General features: G+C 34.0%; 17 protein-coding genes. 10 read left to right on the top strand and 7 right to left on the bottom strand.

Features of this window, described 5'->3' with window-relative positions:
• Positions 1–27: 27 nt before the first annotated feature.
• From HM986_RS06760 to HM986_RS06740, 5 genes are all read left to right on the top strand, one after another.
• Positions 28–1,062 carry a hypothetical protein gene (locus HM986_RS06760; protein ID WP_179334273.1) on the top strand — a complete coding sequence of 345 codons (1,035 nt, stop codon included), beginning with the start codon at positions 28–30 and terminating at the stop codon, positions 1,060–1,062.
• 150 nt (positions 1,063–1,212) lie between these two features.
• Positions 1,213–3,165, top strand: coding sequence for a PKD domain-containing protein (locus tag HM986_RS06755; RefSeq protein WP_179334272.1), 1,953 nt, complete (start codon positions 1,213–1,215; stop codon positions 3,163–3,165).
• Positions 3,166–3,187: 22 nt separating this feature from the next.
• Positions 3,188–5,779 (top strand): CHAT domain-containing protein, encoded by a 2,592-nt coding sequence (locus tag HM986_RS06750; RefSeq protein WP_179334271.1) that lies wholly within the window; start codon positions 3,188–3,190, stop codon positions 5,777–5,779.
• Complete coding sequence (locus HM986_RS06745) at positions 5,767–6,207, top strand: retropepsin-like aspartic protease family protein (protein ID WP_179334270.1); 441 nt, start codon at positions 5,767–5,769, stop codon at positions 6,205–6,207. The genes HM986_RS06750 and HM986_RS06745 overlap by 13 nt, the downstream gene beginning before the upstream one ends.
• Positions 6,208–6,289: 82 nt before the next feature.
• Positions 6,290–6,919 (top strand): response regulator, encoded by a 630-nt coding sequence (locus HM986_RS06740; RefSeq protein WP_179334269.1) that lies wholly within the window; start codon positions 6,290–6,292, stop codon positions 6,917–6,919.
• Between the two features lie 553 nt (positions 6,920–7,472).
• On the opposite strand, the gene odhB is transcribed toward HM986_RS06740, so the two are convergent.
• The gene (gene odhB, locus HM986_RS06735) at positions 7,473–8,738 is read right to left on the bottom strand and encodes a 2-oxoglutarate dehydrogenase complex dihydrolipoyllysine-residue succinyltransferase (protein WP_179334268.1); all 1,266 of its coding nucleotides are present in this window, start codon (positions 8,736–8,738) and stop codon (positions 7,473–7,475) included.
• 73 nt (positions 8,739–8,811) lie between these two features.
• Positions 8,812–11,568, bottom strand: coding sequence for a 2-oxoglutarate dehydrogenase E1 component (locus HM986_RS06730; RefSeq protein ID WP_179334267.1), 2,757 nt, complete (start codon positions 11,566–11,568; stop codon positions 8,812–8,814).
• Between the two features lie 168 nt (positions 11,569–11,736).
• Here HM986_RS06730 and HM986_RS06725 point away from each other — a divergent pair, with 168 nt between their 5' ends.
• The 5 genes from HM986_RS06725 to HM986_RS06705 all read left to right on the top strand — a co-directional run bounded on the left by HM986_RS06725 (position 11,737) and on the right by HM986_RS06705 (position 16,740).
• On the top strand, positions 11,737–12,228 hold the full coding sequence (locus HM986_RS06725) for an alpha-ketoglutarate decarboxylase (protein ID WP_179334266.1): 492 nt from the start codon (positions 11,737–11,739) through the stop codon (positions 12,226–12,228).
• A gap of 251 nt (positions 12,229–12,479) precedes the next feature.
• Complete coding sequence (nirK, locus tag HM986_RS06720; protein ID WP_179334265.1) at positions 12,480–13,919, top strand: copper-containing nitrite reductase; 1,440 nt, start codon at positions 12,480–12,482, stop codon at positions 13,917–13,919.
• Positions 13,920–13,923: 4 nt separating this feature from the next.
• Positions 13,924–14,706, top strand: coding sequence for a formylglycine-generating enzyme family protein (locus tag HM986_RS06715; RefSeq protein ID WP_179334264.1), 783 nt, complete (start codon positions 13,924–13,926; stop codon positions 14,704–14,706).
• Positions 14,707–14,852: 146 nt separating this feature from the next.
• On the top strand, positions 14,853–15,473 hold the full coding sequence (locus tag HM986_RS06710; RefSeq protein ID WP_262890556.1) for an SCO family protein: 621 nt from the start codon (positions 14,853–14,855) through the stop codon (positions 15,471–15,473).
• A 7-nt stretch (positions 15,474–15,480) separates the two neighbouring features.
• Complete coding sequence (locus tag HM986_RS06705) at positions 15,481–16,740, top strand: alginate export family protein (protein ID WP_179334263.1); 1,260 nt, start codon at positions 15,481–15,483, stop codon at positions 16,738–16,740.
• A 38-nt stretch (positions 16,741–16,778) separates the two neighbouring features.
• Here the strand turns inward: HM986_RS06705 and HM986_RS06700 are convergent, their stop codons facing one another.
• The 5 genes from HM986_RS06700 to HM986_RS06680 all read right to left on the bottom strand — a co-directional run bounded on the left by HM986_RS06700 (position 16,779) and on the right by HM986_RS06680 (position 20,386).
• Positions 16,779–17,228 carry a pyridoxamine 5'-phosphate oxidase family protein gene (locus HM986_RS06700; RefSeq protein WP_179334262.1) on the bottom strand — a complete coding sequence of 150 codons (450 nt, stop codon included), beginning with the start codon at positions 17,226–17,228 and terminating at the stop codon, positions 16,779–16,781.
• Positions 17,229–17,412: 184 nt separating this feature from the next.
• A complete protein-coding gene (locus HM986_RS06695) occupies positions 17,413–17,877 on the bottom strand; it encodes a hemerythrin domain-containing protein (RefSeq protein WP_179334261.1) in 465 nt (154 codons plus the stop codon).
• Positions 17,849–19,060: a hypothetical protein gene (locus HM986_RS06690; RefSeq protein WP_179334260.1), complete on the bottom strand. Its 1,212-nt coding sequence runs from the start codon at positions 19,058–19,060 to the stop codon at positions 17,849–17,851. The genes HM986_RS06695 and HM986_RS06690 overlap by 29 nt, the downstream gene beginning before the upstream one ends.
• Before the next feature lie 110 nt (positions 19,061–19,170).
• Complete coding sequence (gene ric, locus HM986_RS06685) at positions 19,171–19,902, bottom strand: iron-sulfur cluster repair di-iron protein (RefSeq protein WP_179334259.1); 732 nt, start codon at positions 19,900–19,902, stop codon at positions 19,171–19,173.
• A gap of 49 nt (positions 19,903–19,951) precedes the next feature.
• Positions 19,952–20,386 carry an RrF2 family transcriptional regulator gene (locus tag HM986_RS06680; RefSeq protein ID WP_179334258.1) on the bottom strand — a complete coding sequence of 145 codons (435 nt, stop codon included), beginning with the start codon at positions 20,384–20,386 and terminating at the stop codon, positions 19,952–19,954.
• Positions 20,387–20,433 lie beyond the last annotated feature (47 nt).

Below are 20,433 nucleotides of genomic sequence, written 5' to 3'. Positions count from 1 at the left end.
ATGCAGATAACCATAAATTCAACTATTATGAAAACAATTAAAAAGATTCACATCAGAACGAGTACAAAACGAATTTTAAGTAAAAATTTATTCAGCCTTTTTGCCCTATTGCTAATGACCTCAATACTTGCCACTAGCTGCGATCCTACTGACGATTCCGATAGCGGATCACAAAATGAAGAGCCGCCTACAGCTCTAGAATTTGAAAACATCAGAGATATTGCACTAAATAACCATACTCAAATATTTAATTTTAACACAGAGGATGTTTACATTTCATTAATTTCAGAAAATGGCGTTCAAATTAATTTAAATGCAAATTGCCTTACCGACAATGGCAACCCCGTTTCTGGAGACATAACTTTAGAATATGTTGAAATTTTTGAAAAAGGCAGCATGTTAACGACCAATAAACCCACTATGGGAAAGTTGCCAAATGGTGATAAAGCCTTAATAATTACAGGAGGAGAATTCTTTATAGAAGCAACTCAGAATGGTAACATATTAGATACAAACTGTGGTTTACAATTAGTTATTCCTACAAGCCTAACAGGAGGTGCTAATCCAGACATGAGTCTTTGGACTGGAGAAATGGATGCTGATGGCAACTTAGCTTGGGATGAAGTTGAAGATAACACCAATGGAGATGGAGGCCTATTCTTAGAAGGGGAAAATTATTACGGTCTTTTAGAAGGGTTTGGCTGGACCAATGTAGATAAATTCTACAATGATCCAAGATCGAAAACAACACTTCAAGTACAGCCACCAGCGGGTTACAACAATCAAAACAGCGCAATTTACTTGTCTTACGACGGTGAACTGCCAGCCTTAGCACAATTAGATACTTATGATGAAACTCTGAATCTTTTCAGTGAGCATTACGGCCAAATACCAATTGGTTTAGAATGTCATGTCATTTTCGTTTCTGAATCCGATGGTGAATGGAGATATGCTATAAAACCAGTAACTATAGTTGCCAATGAAATTATAACGTTTTATTTAGGGGAAACTACAGTAGGAACAGAAGCTTCATTAACAGCTTTGATAAATGATTTACCATAAATCACGCTTACCTACTTAGTTTATAAAAGTCAGAAATTAATTTTTCTGACTTTTTGTGCTATCTCCAAATAGTCATATATCCTTTTTACTTGATAATAAGAACCCCATTAGTTATTAATTGTTAAATTTAATCACAATAAATTCACCTCCATGAAACCTATAACTCTATTTTATTTCGTCTTTAGCTTTTCAGTCTTTAGTTTTGCACAGCAAAACATTGCAAAAGATACGACACGTAGAACAGCAAGTATTGAACATAAAAATCTTGGCAACCAAATTGAATTTAAGGCAAACGCACCAGAACTCAACCAGATTGCAGGTGCACCAAAAGCTTTTTACACTAATTTTTGGGAGTTTGGAGATGGCACGTTTAGTAAAGAACTAGAACCGATAAAAACCTATAAAAAAAACGGAGACTACACCGTTAGATTATGGGCAACGAATAATTACGATACCGGAAAACCACCATCAACACGCCCTAAAAAAATAAACGTTGATAATGCAGCTGATGATTATGAAGATGAAGCGTCAATGGATGGTGCCTTAAATCTACAACGTAACAGGGAACCCATGCCAGATGAAGATATCGTTATTGTGTTTAGCTACAAAAACACAAAATCATATACAACGAATGGAAAGTTCTTTTTGTTTTACAATGAAGCGAAATACAAAGCAGACAACTTCAACCTTATTGAAACCAGACCGTATCATAATGAGAAAGAAATAAATGATGCTATTGTATATGCTTCAAAATTTGATTCTGATGTATATTATGCCTCTGCAGAAGATAATTTGCTATCTCTAAAAGCAAAACCCCAAGACACTACGGTTCGCAGAAATCTACCTCAGACTTTAGACGATGCTAAATTTACATTTAGGAATTCAAGTCAACTAAGTTTTGACAACATGGAACCTAACGAAGAACGCCATGTATTTTACAGTTTAAAAACCACCAAAGAAATGCTAAAAGACACCTCGGCTATTATTTCGGTTAGAGGAGTTTATGTACCAGATAATAGTTATGACAACCACCATGTAAAAGATATGGAAATGGAAATTGTAACCTCTCACGACCCTAATAAAATGTCCTCTAATGCCTCGTTTCTAAATTATAGATTAGTACGATTTAAAAAGCCTAAATTCAAAATTAGATTCCAAAATAATGGTGAAGGTCCGGCTACAACGATTCGTTTAGAAACTGATATTCCAGAAATGTTTGACAAATCGAGTATTGAAGTTTTAGATATGTATCCTAAAGTGAAAATTTGTCCAAAGTATGATGTTGCTTATAGCTGTCTCGACACTACTTACACCGCTAAACAAGCGATTTTTACTTTCAAAAACATCTATCTCCCAGGAAGTGAGCAGAAAAATGTAAAAGAATACGACTCTACCAAAGGTTTTGTAAAATACCGACTAAAGTTTTCTAATGATTTTCATAAAAAGAAAACCAAATCCAAAACCGCTATTATTTTCGATAAAAACGAACCCATAATCACCAATTATTCTACAACACGTTTTTTACCTGGCATTTCTATTGGAGTCAAAGCGGGTTACAACTCCTTTGCAGATTTAAAAAACTCAGAAAGTTACTTTTTAGGAGCGACTATTTCTCCCTACAAATCCTATCGTTGGTATTGGCAAGTTGAGTTATTAAACAGTTTTCATAAGTTTGACAGCAACACCGAAATTACAGAAGAAATTGTCGATGATGGCGCCATCGGTTTCCCATACACCGAACGCACTACAACAAACAGAAGTTACAATAATATAGATTGGGAAATCCCAGTATTAGTTCGGTACAACGTAAATAATTACATCGGTTTAGGAGCCGGAATTATTGGTACCGTTTCGGTAAACGAGAAACAAAAACAGTCCGTTTTAACTGAACAATTTGAAGGTCAAGGAGCCGATTTATTTCTTTTTGACAGTAGCACCACCAATGAAGATGTCACAGAGTCCTTCACCAATTTCAGAAAAGGTTTCTTAGTAGAAGCTACAGCCGGTTTTGCGCGTATTGGCCCAAGTCTTGGTGCACGTTATGTGTTTAACTTAGAAGACGATTATAATTACTTACAGTTTTATGCAATTTGGAAATTCTAGTATAAAAACAGTTCCATAATAAATGAAAAAAGGACTTATTTTAATTTTTATGTTGGTCTTCGGAACTTGTTTTGCTCAAGATTTAGAAGAAGCAATTTATGTGGCTACTGAAAATTTTAGTCAAAATCAAACAGTTGAAAGCCTAGATGAGCTAAATAAAACTAGTCTTCAAATTGAAGCACAACTTAACACCAAAGACGAGTACTTTGCATTTATAAACCTATTAGTTCATAAAGCGTATTATCTCGATAAATTAAATCGAAAAAAGGAAGCTATTAGCACCTACGAAAAAGCACATCAACTTTATAACGACCATAAAATTTCATCTTATGATATTATAGAATATTGTTTGATTCCTTTAGGTATTCTTTACCATAAAACCAATTCCTATATAAAAGCAGAACAAATTACCACCTATTACCTTCAACTTGCCGAAAAACAAAATAATAAACAACAACAAATTTCTGGTTACATTAATTTGGCGAAGCTCTACCAATCTTTAAATAAACATCAGCAAGTTATAACCATTGCGAAGAAAGGCATTAAAATTGAAGGCATAAAAAAACAACAAAAACAGAACCTTAATTATATAAAAAGAAAAAGTAACCTACTTTTAAAAAGTAATCAGAAGCGATTGTTTTTGGAAAACGACCTCATTGTTCTAAGGTTTAATGCTGGTACAATTGAAGAACTTCAACTCAACTACGAAACCGCTTTAACTAATGAAGATTACGAGTTAGCCCTTTCCTATTTAAATCATTTAAGACCTAAAAAAATTAATGATCTTACCTCAGCACGAAGTAAAGCACAATTTAGTTTTCAGGAAGCGCAATTACATTTTAAACGCAACAAAAATGACAAAGCTATTGCGAAATTAAAAAATTGCTTAGCGATTTTATTACCAAATTTTGACGGTACTCAAATACCCAAAACAACGGATTTATATCCTGAAAACACCTTTATAGATATTTTCGATCTATGGGCGGAATTAGAAACTGAATCAGAAAACGCATTGCAGTATTACGATTTAAGTTTTTATGTTTCGGACTTGCTCGCACAAGAAAATACAAGTCAAGAAAGTTATATTCTCAATGCAAGTGTCAATAAAGACCGAAGCGAAAAATGCATTGCCCTATTATATGACTTGTATCAAATAAAAGGAGAAAGCGATTATGCCAAACGCGCTTTTAATTATGCCGAATACACTAAAGCCTTAGCCTTAAAATGGTACACTAATAAAAGAACTCTTTTACAAAAGCATCCAACAGATAGTCTTCTTTTAAAAGAACACTATTTACTAAAACAGCAACAACAACTAACCAACAGGTTACTTAATAGACCTATAAACAGAGCGCAATTACAATTATTAGAACGCGATAGTTTGCAATTACAACTCATTACCATAAGTACAGCACTAAAACAGTTGCAAGACTCTATCAATAAAACGTATCCTTCAAGCTATTCGAGAAGTATCGATTTGGCAAGCCTTAAATCAAAATTAGAACTAGACAAAGCTTGTTTAATAGAATACTTTTATGGCAAAAGCAACTTGTATCAATTTGTGTTTACCCCAAATCACTTGGGTTTTCAACAAATAGAATTGTCAGACTCCAACAAACATAAAATTTCAACATTTATAGATTATTTTGAAAATGCGTCGGTCATCAATAACACTATTTCACAATTTACGGATGATGCCTTCAATCTATATGAATTATTAAAATGGAAAGATATTAACGACTACCAAAACGTTATCGTTGTTGCAGATGGTCTTTTAAATTTTATTCCTTTTGAAAGCTTATTAACTCAAAAAACAACGACCTCCAATTATTCTAAAATGCCATTTTTGGTTAAAAAACATCGCTTAGCTTATCACACAAGTGCTTCCTTTTATAATGAAAGCAAACCGTATGAGTTTAAAAATTCTGCTCTTGGTATTTTTCCTGTTTTTGACAATAGTAATTTAAAACTCACGTATTCTTTAGACGAAGCAGAACAAATAGACAATGAAATTAAAACTGAGTTTTTAATGTACAATGCGGCCACTAAGCAAGATGTGTTAGAACAGATAAATAAATATAGTATTTTACATCTTTCAACACATGCTAATAGTGGCAATTTCACTACGCCAGCCAATATCGATTTTATAGATTCAAAATTGTATTTGCAAGACTTATACAATCTTGACTTAACCAACGATTTAGTCGTTTTAAGTGCTTGTGAAACAGGAGTCGGAATGCTTCAAAAAGGAGAAGGCAGCATGAATTTAGCACGTGGTTTTAAATATGCAGGTGTATCTAATTTATTAGTTTCACTATGGAAAATCAATGATTTATCCACCTCACAACTCATGTCTAGTTTTTATAAAGATCTTAGAACTACGGAATCACCTTTTGCTGCCAATCAAAGCTCTAAATTAGCTTACTTAAATAATCCTGACATCTCAAATATTAAGAAATCACCCTATTACTGGAGTGCTTTTGTCTATTTTGGTGACTTAACGGCTCCAAAACCTCCTAATAACTACAATTCATATATCTATGTCATCTTAGGCTTGATAATTGCATTCTTCAGTTGGTTACTAATTTTCAAACAAAAAATATGGAAACGTTAAAAGACTTCCTCTTAAATAAAGGCTATTCTAAAGTCAAATTAAAATTCACTAAAACCAATCATTTCGAAATAAAAGCCAGTATTAACGGTGTAAAAGGACGTTTTATATTAGATACAGGGGCCTCAAATAGCTGTGTAGGTTTTGAAGCTATTGACAGATTTAAGCTTAATGTTAAAGATTCGGAGATTAAAGCTGTTGGAGCTGGGGCTTCTGACATGTTGACGCAAATCTCTACATCTAACGCTATAAAAGTTGGAAAATGGAGAAAGAACCGCGTGGCTCTAATTTTATTTAATTTATCTCATGTAAATAATGGCTTAATAAATCATAATGCAGATCCTGTAGATGGTATTCTTGGGGCTGATGTTTTAAAGAAAGGGAAAGCTGTTATAGACTACGAAAAAAAATACTTGTATTTAAAGTTGTAGTACCTTAGTAAGTATTAAAATGGTAGCAGAAATTTAATATACTAAAGTTTCTTATTACCTTTAAAATTATTAATAGCAACTAATGAACCCTACAATTATTATAGCAGATGACCATCCCTTGGTCCTGAAAGGTCTGCACGATTTTCTAATAGAAAAAAAGTTTAACGTATTAGCAAGCGCTAAAAACGGAAAAGAAGCTTTAGTACTTATAAAAGCACACACTCCAGACATCGCTATCTTAGACATAAAAATGCCTTTTCTTACTGGTTTACAGATTGCTGAAAAATGCAAAAATGATAAGCTAGCCACAAAAATTATCCTTATCACATTCGAAAAAGACGAAAAGATATATTATGATGCTAAGGCACTTGGTGTTTATGGTTATGTTTTAAAGGAATTTGCATTAGTAGAAATTGAAAACTGTATCTCATCTGTCATAAAAGACAAGCCATATTTTAGCCCTGAATTGCTGAAATTTTTAGAATTACACGAACTACCCGAAAATTTTGATTTATTAACTAATCACGAAAAAGGAATTGTTAAGTTAATATCTCAAAATAAAACAGGGGTCGAAATTGCAGACTTACTTTTAATTTCCCCTCGGACAGTAGAAAAACACAAAAGTAATATTATAAAAAAACTAAAATTAGAGCGAAAACAAAACAGTCTATTGATTTGGGCTAAAGAAAATTCAGCTTTTTTTGACACTTAAATTCAAAAAAAACACAAACTACGTAAAGTTACGTATAGTTTAGTATTGTTTTTTTCATGACCTTTACTTCGTGTTACAAATGTAGGGGTTGTAACATAAAATTTTGCTATTAGTTAATTCTAAAAAAACATAGGATTGATTAATTCTTAGGGATTATTAGGCCTTGAACTTTTGTTCGAGGCCTTTTTTTATTAAATAAAATTAAAAAATACGTAAAGTCACGTATAGTATTGTGTTATAATTATTTGCAACTTTACACCAGCTATTAATTAAACCTATAACGTAAACCTTATTAGCTTCAAATTATCTTGTAATTCGGAGTTTTTAAAAAAATACAATAAGTCCATGGAAACAATGAAAAATGAATCAACCTCAAAAAATGACAAGGTATTTATTATCTTATTAATTGTTAGTTCAATAATTGTGGTATCGGCAAATATTGCTGTTAATTTCTTTAGCTAATACTGATTAGTATAATTGAATACTCTTTATTAGGAGCAAAAAAGCGCAATTTCAATGAAATTGCGCTTTTTTTTATTTATAATTTCAAGTCTTATAATTCCAAAGCCTTCTTAATATTATTATTCATCAATAATTCTTCAGGACTTTCTAATGCTTCCTTCACTGCAACTAAGAAACCTACTGACTCTTTACCATCAATAATTCTATGGTCATAAGATAAAGCCACATACATCATAGGGTGAATTTCCACATTACCATTCACAGCAATAGGACGCTCAATAATGTTATGCATTCCTAAAATTCCACTTTGAGGAGGGTTTATTATTGGAGTAGATAACATACTTCCAAACACACCACCATTCGTAATAGTAAATGTACCACCAGTCATTTCATCAACCGTAATTTGACCATCTCTAGCTCTTAATGCTAAACGTTTAACTTCAGATTCAATTCCTCTAAATGATAAATTTTCCGCATTTCTAATTACTGGTACCATTAATCCTTTAGGACCTGAAACCGCAATACTAATATCTACAAAATCATAAGTCAACATTTCCTTACCATCTATCATAGAATTTACTGCTGGATACATCTCTAGTGCTCTAACAACAGCTAAAGAAAAGAAACTCATAAACCCAAGGCCTACTCCGTGCTTCGCTTTAAAATCTTCTTTATACTGCTTACGCAATTCAAAGATTGGTGTCATATTAACCTCATTAAATGTGGTTAACATTGCTGTTGTATTTTTAACTTCCACTAAACGTTCAGCAACTTTACGACGTAACATAGACATTTTGCTATGAGATGTTCCTCTATTGCCTCCTGTTGGAGTTCCCATTGATGGTACCGCTTTTACAGCATCATCTTGAGTAATTCTTCCATCTTTACCTGTACCAGAAACTGAACTTGCATCTATGCCTTTTTCAGCCAAGACTTTTTTAGCTGCCGGACTTGCAACTCCTGAAGCGTATGTATCTTTAGCTGGGTTTGAAGCTTTTTCTCCTGTATTTGAAGTTTGCTCTTGCTCCTTCTTTAAGTCATCTGCAACATTTTTGTCACCACTTCCTTCATCCCCACTTTTGTAAGTTTCAGGTGTATCTCCACTTTCTTCTGGTTTTGCTGCACTCGTATCGATTAAACAAACAACGGCACCCACTGCTACAGCATCACCTTCCTCTGCTTTTAGAGTAATAGTTCCACTAGCTTCTGCCGGTAACTCTAAAGTTGCTTTATCACTATCTACCTCAGCAATAGCTTGGTCTTTTTCTACATAATCTCCATCTTGCACTAACCATTCTGCAATTTCCACCTCAGTAATTGATTCGCCTGGTGAAGGCACTTTCATTTCTAAAATCATATTGTTTTATTTATAACCTATGGTCTTACATTGTTTTTGTTTGAAGATATCTTTTTTTGATACCCTAATTTTATTATCTCTGGTTGTTTTTGGTTTTATCAAAAACAAAATCAATCACTTCTTTATGTCTTTTCTTAGAACGCACAGAACTTCCTGCTGCTGGTGCGCCATAAGGTCTTCTACTTGCCGATCTAAACTGCCTAGCTTCATCAAAATGCATTAATAAGTGACTGTAAGCTCCCATGTTTCTTGGTTCTTCTTGAGCCCAAACAACATCATCTGCATTCTTATACTTTTTAAGCATAGCTCTCATATCTTGAGCTGGCAGAGGGAATAATTGTTCTATTCTTACTAAAGCAACATCCTCTCTTCCTAAATTTTCTTGCTCTTCTAATAAATCATAATAAAACTTACCTGTAACAAAAACTAATGTTTTTACCTTATCTGCTTTAGCATTTACATCGTCAATTAACATTTGGAAACTACCATTTGCAAACTCATCAACAGCAGAAACTACTTTTGGATGACGTAATAAACTTTTTGGAGTAAAGACAATTAAAGGCTTTCTATAATCTGCCTTTATTTGGCGACGTAATAGATGGAACATGTTTGCTGGTGTTGTACAATCGGCAACAAACATATTGTCTTTAGCACATAATTGTAAATAACGTTCCATACGACCAGATGAATGTTCCGCACCTTGACCTTCATAACCATGAGGCAATAACATTACTAATCCATTCTGAAGCTTCCACTTATCTTCTGCTGCAGAAATGTATTGATCTAGCATTATTTGTGCACCATTGCTGAAATCACCAAATTGTGCTTCCCAAATAGTTAAAGTTTCTGGACTTGCCATGGCATAACCATAATCAAAACCAACAACACCATACTCAGATAAAAGAGAGTTATAAATAAAAAACTTTCCTTGTTCGTCGCTTAATTTATTGTGTAAGATAATTTCTTCCTCGCTGTCTTCAACTTTGACAACGGCATGACGGTGAGAGAACGTTCCACGCTCCACATCTTGGCCAGAAATACGAACATCATGACCTTCTAATAAAATAGATCCATAAGCCAAATGTTCTGCCATTGCCCAATCTAATCGATCTTCATCAAACATCGTTTGTCTCGATTCTATTAAACGTTGAATTTTTCTTATGAATTTTTTATCCTCTGGTAAATTCGATATAATTTTAGTAATCTTCTCAAGTCCTTCTTTTGGATATGTAGTGTCTACAGTCTCCATCATCTTATCCTCTTGTGCCGAATTAAAATTAACCCACTCATTTTGCATAAATGGAGTAATCTCTGTTTTCTTTACTTTACGAGAATCTTCGAGTTTTTCTTCGAGCCTATCTTTATATTCTTTTTCAATTTTAGCAACAAAGTCATTGTTAATAACTCCTTCTGCTAATAAGCGTTCTGCATAAATATCTCTTGGATTTTTATGCTTTGCAATCGCTTTATATAATAGTGGTTGTGTAAACTTAGGCTCATCACCTTCGTTATGTCCATATTTTCTATAGCCCAACATATCAATAAATACATCGCGCTTAAATTTCATTCTAAAATGTAAAGCAAATAATGTTGCATGTACCACAGCTTCAACATCATCGGCATTAACATGCAATACGGGTGAGAGCGTTACTTTACCGACATCTGTACAATAAGTACTAGAACGTGCATCTAAATAGTTCGTGGTAAACCCAATTTGGTTGTTCACGACGATATGGATTGTTCCGTTGGTTTTGTAACCATCGAGCTGCGCCATCTGAATCAACTCATAGACTAAACCTTGACCTGCAATTGCAGCATCACCATGTACAATAATAGGTAATACTTGAGATGGGTTATCAGGATACTTATCGTCTTGCTTAGCTCTAACGATACCTTCTACAACCGCTCCAACTGTTTCTAAATGCGAAGGGTTTGGTGCTATATTTAGGTTGATTTTTTTACCTGCATCACTAACGCGATCGCTAGTCCAGCCTAAATGGTATTTTACATCACCATCAAAGACTTCTTGCTCGTAATCTTTACCATCAAACTCGCTAAAAATATCTTTTGCAGATTTACCGAAGATATTTGTTAAGGTACTTAAACGACCACGATGTGCCATTCCCATTACAAATTCTTTTACATCATAACCAGAAGCGTGCTCAATTAAAGCATCTAATGCTGGTATTAATGCTTCACCTCCTTCTAAAGAAAACCGTTTTTGACCTACATATTTAGTATGTAGAAAGTTTTCGAAAGAAACCGCTTCATTAAGCTTTCTTAAAATTGTTTTCTTTTGGTCGGGTGAGAACTGCGGATGGTTATCATTGACATTAAGCTTTTGCTGAATCCACTGAATTTCTTCAGGTTTTCTAATGTACATATATTCTACACCAATAGACTCACAATACACTTTTTCTAAGTGATCGATAATAACTTGAAGTGTCACAGATCCTAAACCTAAAACTTCACCAGCCGAAAAAACAGCCTGCAAATCGCTTTTAGACAATCCGAAATTTTCAATTTCTAATGTTGGAGCATACTTTCGTCTTGCCCGAACAGGATTGGTTTTAGTAAATAAGTGACCTCTGCTTCTGTAACCATCAATAAGTTTTAGAGCTTGAAATTCTTTTTGAAGTTGTTCCGGTATTTGAGTAGAAACACCTTCAACAATTTCACCATCTAATCCATAATTTTCAGATCCGAAGTCGTACCCTTGAAAAAAGGCACGCCAACTTGGCTCTACAGAATCAGGGTTTTTGAGGTATTGGTCGTATAAATCAGCAAAATATGCTGTATGTGCCGCGTTGAGAAAGGAATATTTATCCATTTTACTTTTTGAGACGTTGTCGTTTCAACATAATTTATTCAAAAATACAACTTTTGGTAAATATAGATAAGGATTTATTATATTTATAACATATTGAATAGAACAAATTAAACTATGACAAATCTGAAGCATTTTCTCAAGCACAAAATAGTATTAAGTGCGTTATTTATGTGTTTTTTTACATTTTTTTCATTCGCTCAAGAACCAACTACTTATAAGAACAGCTTTTGGAGCCACGTAGAATATGGCGGAGGCATTGGATTAAACTTTGGAAATGGTTTTTTTAGTGGCTTTTTAGCTCCCAACGCCCTCTATAGATTTAATCCTTACATCGCCACCGGAATTGGTGCTAACTTCTCTTATAGCAGTCAAAAGGATGTCTTTAAATCTACCGTTTTAGGAGGTAGTCTTATAGGCTTATTTAATCCTTATAGAGAAATTCAGATTTCAACTGAATTTGAACAATTACACGTTAGTCGTAAATTTGATGACCGGTATGTAACAAATCTTGATGAAAACTATTGGTATCCCGCATTATTTTTGGGTGCAGGTTATACCAATGGAAATGTTACTATTGGTATTAGATACGATGTCCTTTACGATAAAGATAAAAGTATTTATACCGAAGCTTGGATGCCCTTTGTACGATTTAGTTTTTAGTAAAATGACATTTCTGAACATATCCTCGGCATATATAGTCTTATGTATAATTACAACCCACAACTAGCATTTGTGGGTTTTTCTTAATTATAATTTTAACTCCTCTCCTCCTAATTAATGATTGACTTTTAAATTTTTAAAAGAACATAAAACCTAAGCTTAAATTAAATAGGACAAATTTATCCTGAATATGATATATATCATATTTTAGGTCTTCTATACGACTTATTTTTGAGAAAAAATCTGAACCGATGAAAACACTACAACCAATTGTTCTCTTTCTAGCATTACTAATATTAAGCTGTGGGGATTCCGAAAAACAAGAACAGCAAACTGCTACTGCAGAAATACCAGTACGTAGAGAAATGATAGCGGAATTAACTGCTCCGCCAAATGTACCCACACCTGTAGGGAGACGAAAAGCGAAAAAACTCATTGTTAATATGGAAATTCTTGAAGAAGAAGGGGAATTAACAGATGGAGTAAAATATGTGTATTGGACCTTCGGAGGCTCTGTTCCGGGTAGTTTCATTAGAACACGTGTTGGTGATGAAGTTGAATTTACCTTATCTAATCACCCAGATAATAAATTACCGCACAATATCGATTTACATGCTGTTACAGGACCAGGAGGCGGAGCGGAATCTTCATTTGTAGCCCCAGGACATGAAAAAACATTTTCATTCAAAACTTTAAATCCAGGTCTCTATGTTTACCACTGTGCAACAGCGCCTGTGGGAATGCATATTGCAAACGGAATGTATGGCCTTATTCTCGTTGAGCCAGAAGGAGGGTTACCACAAGTTGATAAGGAATACTACATTATGCAAGGTGATTTCTATACCAAAGGCAAAAATGGAGAACGCGGCCTACAGCCTTTTGACATGCAAAAAGCAGTTGATGAAAATGCGGATTACGTTGTCTTTAACGGTAGTGTTGGAGCATTAACTGGCGACAATGCTATAACAGCAAAAGTAGGAGAAACCATTAGGCTTTATGTGGGAAATGGTGGACCAAACCTTGTATCTTCTTTTCATGTGATTGGTGAAATATTCGATAAAGTACACGTTGAAGGTGGTGACCTCATAAATGAAAACGTACAAACCACGCTTATTCCGGCAGGAGGTGCAGCCATAGTAGAGTTTAGAGTTGACGTGCCTGGCACTTTTATTTTAGTAGATCACTCCATTTTTAGAGCTTTTAATAAAGGAGCTTTAGGTATGCTAAAAGTTGAAGGTGAAAAAGAAAAGAAAATTTACTCTGGTGAAATTAGAGAAGGGATTTATTTGCCTGAAGGCCCAGGCATACAAAACATGCCAACCACTAATGAGATTGTAGAATCTGAAATTCCTGCAAAATCTTTCGAAGAACAAATGGAGTTTGGAAAACAAATCTATATGCAAAATTGCTTTGCATGTCACCAAAATGAGGGTCAAGGTATTCCGAATGCATTTCCACCATTGGCAAAATCAGATTACTTAAATGCAAATGTAGATCGTGCCATTGGAGTAGTTGTAAACGGATTAAGCGGAGAAATTACTGTAAACGGAAATAAATACAACAGTGTAATGACCAAACAAATGATTTCTTCAGATGATGTGGCTAACGTATTAACCTATGTTTATAATAGCTGGGGCAATTCTAAGAAAGTAGTAACCAAAAAAATGGTTGACGACGTTAAAAAGAAATAATATTATGAAAACCAAAGTCTTTAGTTTGTTCATAGTGTGTTTAGTGGTTCAACCCTTAATGTTTGGACAGACTAAAGACATGGTTCTTATAGAAGGGAGTCGCTACATTCCTTTATATGGAAGAGACTCTACAGTTGTTGAAGTCAAAGATTTTAAGATGGATATCTATCCTGTATCTACCGAAGATTATAAGCAATTTCTAAAAGATAATCCAAAATGGAGAACATCTAAAGTTGTATCGTTATTTGCAGATAAAAGTTATTTAACTAATTGGAAAACCGACTTAGAACCAAACGACTCTATTCATCCTAATACTCCGGTTAACTACGTGTCGTGGTTTGCGGCAAAAGCCTATTGCGATTGTCAAAATAAGCGTTTACCAACAATTGACGAATGGGAATATGTTGCCATGGCAGACGAAACCACAAAAGACGCGCGTGTTAAACCATCTTATAATGCACAAATTTTAGCCTGGTACGAAGCCCCTAGAACAAAGGAAAACCGTATTGGCGAAACACCAAAAAATGCTTGGGGAGTTTACGATTTACACGGTTTGGTGTGGGAGTGGACTTTAGATTTTAATTCGGTATTAATAACTGGAGAATCTAGAAAAGATGTCGATAAGGACAGTAACCTATTCTGTGGAAGTGCTGCAGTTAATGCAACAGATTTAATGAATTATGCCGCATTTATGCGCTATGCCATTAGAGGAAGTTTAAAAGCTAAATATTCTATGAAAAATTTAGGCTTTAGATGTGTACAGGATATTAAAAAAGAAAATAAATGAACGTTTCAAAGAAATATCACGAACACTTAATCCATTTAAATAACGTGAGCAACTATTTAAAATTGATAATCTCAGCGTTGCTAATGTTAATGGTTGTAACATCATGCAAGTCGGATGCACCAAAAGCATCTGACACAGCATTAGTTATGTACCAATGTCCAATGCAATGCGAAGGAGAGAAGACTTACGACGAAGCAGGTAGCTGTCCTATTTGTAACATGGATTTAAAACAAATAGAAACAGCTTCAAAAGACATAGAAACTGAAGAGATTTCAGAGGAATCTATTTTCAACCTAACAAGTGATTGGCATACTGAAGAGGGCAATAAAATTCAACTTGAAGATCTTAAAGGAAAAACTTTGGTCATAGTAATGATTTACACCTCGTGTAAAGCAGCTTGCCCAAGACTAGTGGCCGATATGAGACATATTGAAGCTAAAATTCCTGTTGAGCATATTAAGAATGTTCAATTTGCATTAATTTCTATCGACCCAAACACTGACACACCAGAACGATTAAAAGCCTTCGCTATAGAAAACGCGATGGATGGAGAACAGTGGACCTTTTTGCAAGGTACAGATGGTGGAGTTCGCGAATTTGCCAATGTATTATCTGTAAAATATAAAGAAATTTCGCCTATAGACTTTTCGCATTCTAATATTATTAGTGTGTTTAATTCTGGAGGTGAATTAAAACACCAACAAGAAGGTTTAGGTGTTGATAATAAAGAAACTATTGACGCCATCCTTCAGTTAACCCAATACTAATTTAAAGATGAAAACACTACTAACAATGCTTTGCTTAGGAGTAGTAATGACATCCTATGCTCAAGAATTTGAGATTTCGGCAGAATTAAGACCACGATTTGAATACCGACAGGGTTATAAAACGCTGATTCCAGATGATGTAGATGCTGCGACATTTATATCGCAACGTACACGATTAAATTTCAACTACGGAAGTGAAACATTGAATGCTTTTGTGTCGTTTCAAAATGTGAGAGTTTGGGGCGATGTTAATACTACGTCTTTAGAAGATAAAAATGGAATTGCATTGCATGAAGCTTGGGCAGAATTAGTATTCAATCCAAAATTAACCATAAAATTAGGTCGACAAGAAATCAGCTACGACGACCACAGGATTTTCGGAAATGTTGGCTGGGCACAACAAGCCAGAAGCCATGATGCCTTAGTTACTACTTATCAACCAAATACTACGAATCGTTTAGATTTTGGTTTGGCTCTAAATGCAAATGAAGAAACCGTATTTGATACAGATTACTCCGTTAATAATTATAAGGCATTTCAATATATATGGTATCATACTAATCTAAAAAATGTTGGATTAAGTGTTTTACTATTAAACAACGGCTTAACGTACATAAATGAAAACGACGAGCAGAAAGTAGATTATAACCAAACTATAGGTTCTCGGTTTACTTTTGAAACAACCAAATGGCATACAGATGCTTCTATCTATTTTCAAACCGGAAAAATTGCAGACACAGATTTGAGTGCTTATAATATTGCGGTTAATGCATATTATAAAATCAACACTGAATTTAAAACCGGGATAGGCGCCGAATATCTTTCAGGAACTGATATGAACACTACTGAAAACAAGCTAAAATCATTTAATCCTTGGTTTGGTACGAATCATAAATTTAATGGACTAATGGATTATTTTTATGTGGGCAACCATTCTAATTCTGTTGGATTATTAGACATTAATACTTCATTCGATTATCAAAAAGAACGGTTTTCAGCAAAACTAACTCCTCATATGTTTTCATCTGCAGCGACTGTCGTAGACCTAACAGGTAAAGAAATGAGCAATGCATTGGGCACCGAATTAGATTTGGTATTGGGTTATAAGTGGACCAAAGACATCAGTTTTAACGCAGGCTATTCGCAAATGTTTGCCACAGAAACGATGGAGGTTTTAAAAGCGGGTAATAAAGACAATGCTAACAATTGGGCCTGGTTAATGATTACGGTTAAACCAAGTTTATTTAAAACAACACTGAATAATTAACACGACAGCATTATAAGTATAAGAGTTAGCAGTCTTGATTAGTCATGCCTTAACTTTCCTGTTAATTCTTCAATGTTTATAACAAATATTGTAGGGATTTCATCAGAATCAACTTTAGCAGAAAACTCATTAATAAAATCTAAGTCGCGTAATTCTTTTCGCATTATAACATCTTTTACACCTAAAGAAAACTCGTGCAATAACGCTTTTGCACTGCTGCGTTCTAACTCTATGTATTGACCATGAGCCACGACCGATTTCCAATTAGTAATTGAAGTTATTTCAGAGATCTCTATAGCCACGTTATTATGTTGACGCATAGCATTAATTTTATGACCATACCCTGAATAACAAATAATTCTATGGTCTGAATAAAAATAAGTGATTGGGACAACAAAAGGTTTGTTTTGATAAATATACGCCAAATGTCCTATATAATTTTGATTCAAAATTAATTGACATTCTTCTTTTTTTAAGGATTTGACCATAACGTTAAATTTTAAATTTGTCTATTTTCAACACCTGCCTGATGACTATATAATATCAATAATTATATTTATAGCATTCTTAGAAAAATCCGCAAGCAAGAGTATCTTTTTCATAATCATAAACTTATACTTAAAGTTACGGAAACTTATTAAGAGCTGCAATGACATAAATCATAATATCAATTTATAATTTCCAAAACACATCACTTTCGTTATCCTCAAATTTTTCAGGTTGATGGATGATTTCAATGTGACGCAATTGCGCTTCAGTTGCTACTTTCTGAATTTCGGGAAACAAGATGCGTTCTTCAAATCGGATGTGCTGTTCTAATTCTTCTTCAATTTTACTCAAGATTTTTAAGTCGTCGTCACGATCTACAAACAAGCGCTTTAATCGTCTGTGTTCTGCTAATGCGCGTTTTATTAATTCGTTTTCAGGCTCTAATATGTTAAAAATGTGAGTTTCTTCTATTTCAAAATGGGGAATTAAGTGATTTTCAAAAAACCAATCGGCATAAGCTCTAATGCGTTTAGGGTCGATGTCTTTACTGAATCCCGCTCTAATTTTCCAAGATAATAATAAACCATGATGGTGTTCTCTGCTTAACGGTTGAAGTGCATTATGTCGTTTTTGCGGTTTTGGTTGCATAATTTTTGTGTTTAATAATAGTGAATAATAGTACACCGATACCTAATGGTAAAAGGATACTAAATAAGAATAATAACAGGTAATAATGGGGTAGAATTCCAGTTCCGAAGTAAAACATAATCCCTTGAATTAACAGCAGTACCTCAGTTAAAACAAAGCCTAAAAGGAAACTGTACACACCAAAATTTAAAGTTTTAGAACTGCTTAGGAAGTTGCTTTTTATAATGAAAGCAAATAAAAAGCCTGAAATGACACCTAGCATAATTAGGTGAATAAATCCGATAACAAAATTGCGGTGATTGTAAACAACGGCAGAGAATTCCGGCAAAATAGATACGGTTTGACACAGAGCTTTTAAGATAAAACAGACCAATGCAAAACCGTACATGTAAGTCACAAGCTTTGATTCTTTGTGCCATGCTAAATACGGATTAGGCTTTATAAGTTGAAAGAATTTATAAAGCATTAAAACTTGAAGCACAACACCTACTCCATTAATCCAAGGCAAGCTAATATGAGGCGCAAACCATTGAATTGGCAGGGCAAATGTTAGTATTGCAGATGCAATTAACAACCTATAAAACTGTCTAAATAGTTTAGAGTCTTCAACCTTTAATAGGTGAAAAAACACAGTAATAACAGCAATTAAAAACCAACCGTTAAACTGAAAGTGTAAAAAGAATTGAATGGCAATGTGATAAAAGGCCGACGTTGATCCAAGCATGGAAACTGCAGGTCCTAGACACCAAACTCCAATGGTAGAAACCATCATAAATAGGAGTGACGATTTTAATAACTTTTCGGTTACAGTAGAATCTGTTTTAAGATGTTTCCAAATGAGATGTGCAAAGTAGTAACTACAAAATATGTGTAATGTTGAAAATGCTATGGACATAGCTGCATAACCTAGTATCGGAAAGCTAATCATCATACCAACAACAGCAAATTCTGTGAGCCAAAATAAGCGATTAAAAACCTTTGTTTCATTAGGAATAAAATAATGAACACATAGCGTGAATAACATTAAGTAAACCCACCCCAACATGGCTACATGAGAATGTGCGTGCGTTAAAAATCTATAATTTAAACCAATGGGTTCTATAAATGAAAAGCGTAATGCCAAACCCATTACCGCAGCAATTAGAAAATTAATTAAACATATGACGACTAATTTTTTTGGCATTGTTAAGATTACGATTTAGTGAGGTGCAGATTAATAAGAAGAAAATCCCAAAATGCAAGGGAATAACATCTTAGGATTTTCCTAATTTAAAAACGTAGTAGAGATGGCTTTTACCTCAACTGTTGTTCTAGTTTTATAGCTTCAGGAAATAAAATATTATTCTCTAAATGAATGTGTAAATGCAGATCTTTTTCAAATTCATCTAACATTGCAAACGTAACTTTATAGGTGTTACAAGCATCTGCAGGTGGAGTGTAATTATTAGTAAGTTCATCAATTTCTCTAAAACGGTCACCTTCGGCATCATGCTCTTCCATCATCATCGCAATTGGGTTTTCTACTGTACCGAATTGCGGTGATTGAATGGCTTCACTTTTTAGTCTAGCATTAACCATTCTTTTTACAAAAGGAAAAAGTATAAGTTCTTCTTTCTTCATATGCGATGTTAATTCGCCTGCAGACGCTGTAAATAATTCATTGATTTTAAACAATTCAGGATGACGCTCTCCATGCACACGACACAATTTATTTAAAAACTGACTCAGCACAGGAATTTTTTCTTCGACATACCTGTGGTGCTTCTTTTCAATATATTCCGCCAATAAATCTAGCGGCCAAGATTTGTAATCAATGGTTTCAGCTCCTTTAGAATTTAAAACCTGATTAATTTCAGCCATAAGATGATTATAGTCTATGTCTTTTTTATCGCAAGCCTCTTCTACTGTTCTATTACCATTGCAACAAAAATCTATTTTGTATTTAGAAAAAATTGCAGCTGTTCTAAAATCGTCAGCAACATATTGTCCTATTTCTTTTTGGGTCTTTTCTTGAAGTGTTTCCATATTATATTTTAATTTCGGATAAATTTATCCTATTTATATTCAAATTTTTTTAGATCTTTAAAAATGAAACCCCAGATTTAATATCTAAAGCCAATTGTTCTAGGCTTGTGTTTTCTAACATATCCCTCAGCTCTTCTCTAATAGCCTTAAATTTATCGTGTACAGGGCAAGGATGATTTTCATCACAGGTATGTAAGCCTAACCCACAGCCCTTATAAATATTATCCCCATCTATAGCAAAAACAATTTGCGAGAGTTTGGTTGTTGCAATCTTATCTTTGTCAATTTCAAAACCACCATGAGCTCCTCGAACGGATTTCACAATGTCATTTCTAACTAAGTCTTGCAATATTTTTGCAGTAAACGCCTGAGGAGAATCAATCTCTTCAGAAATCTCTTTTGGACTGACACGTCTATGTTCTGAAGAATTAATAGCAATAAAAATTGCAGCTTTTATTCCGTATTCGCAAGCTTTAGAAAACATCCTTTAATGTTATTTTAGAATACAAAAATACAATTATTATCTTAAAT

The organism is Winogradskyella costae (assembly GCF_013403865.1).
GTDB lineage: Bacteria > Bacteroidota > Bacteroidia > Flavobacteriales > Flavobacteriaceae > Winogradskyella > Winogradskyella costae.
This window is presented reverse-complemented; position numbering and strand designations above follow the sequence as displayed.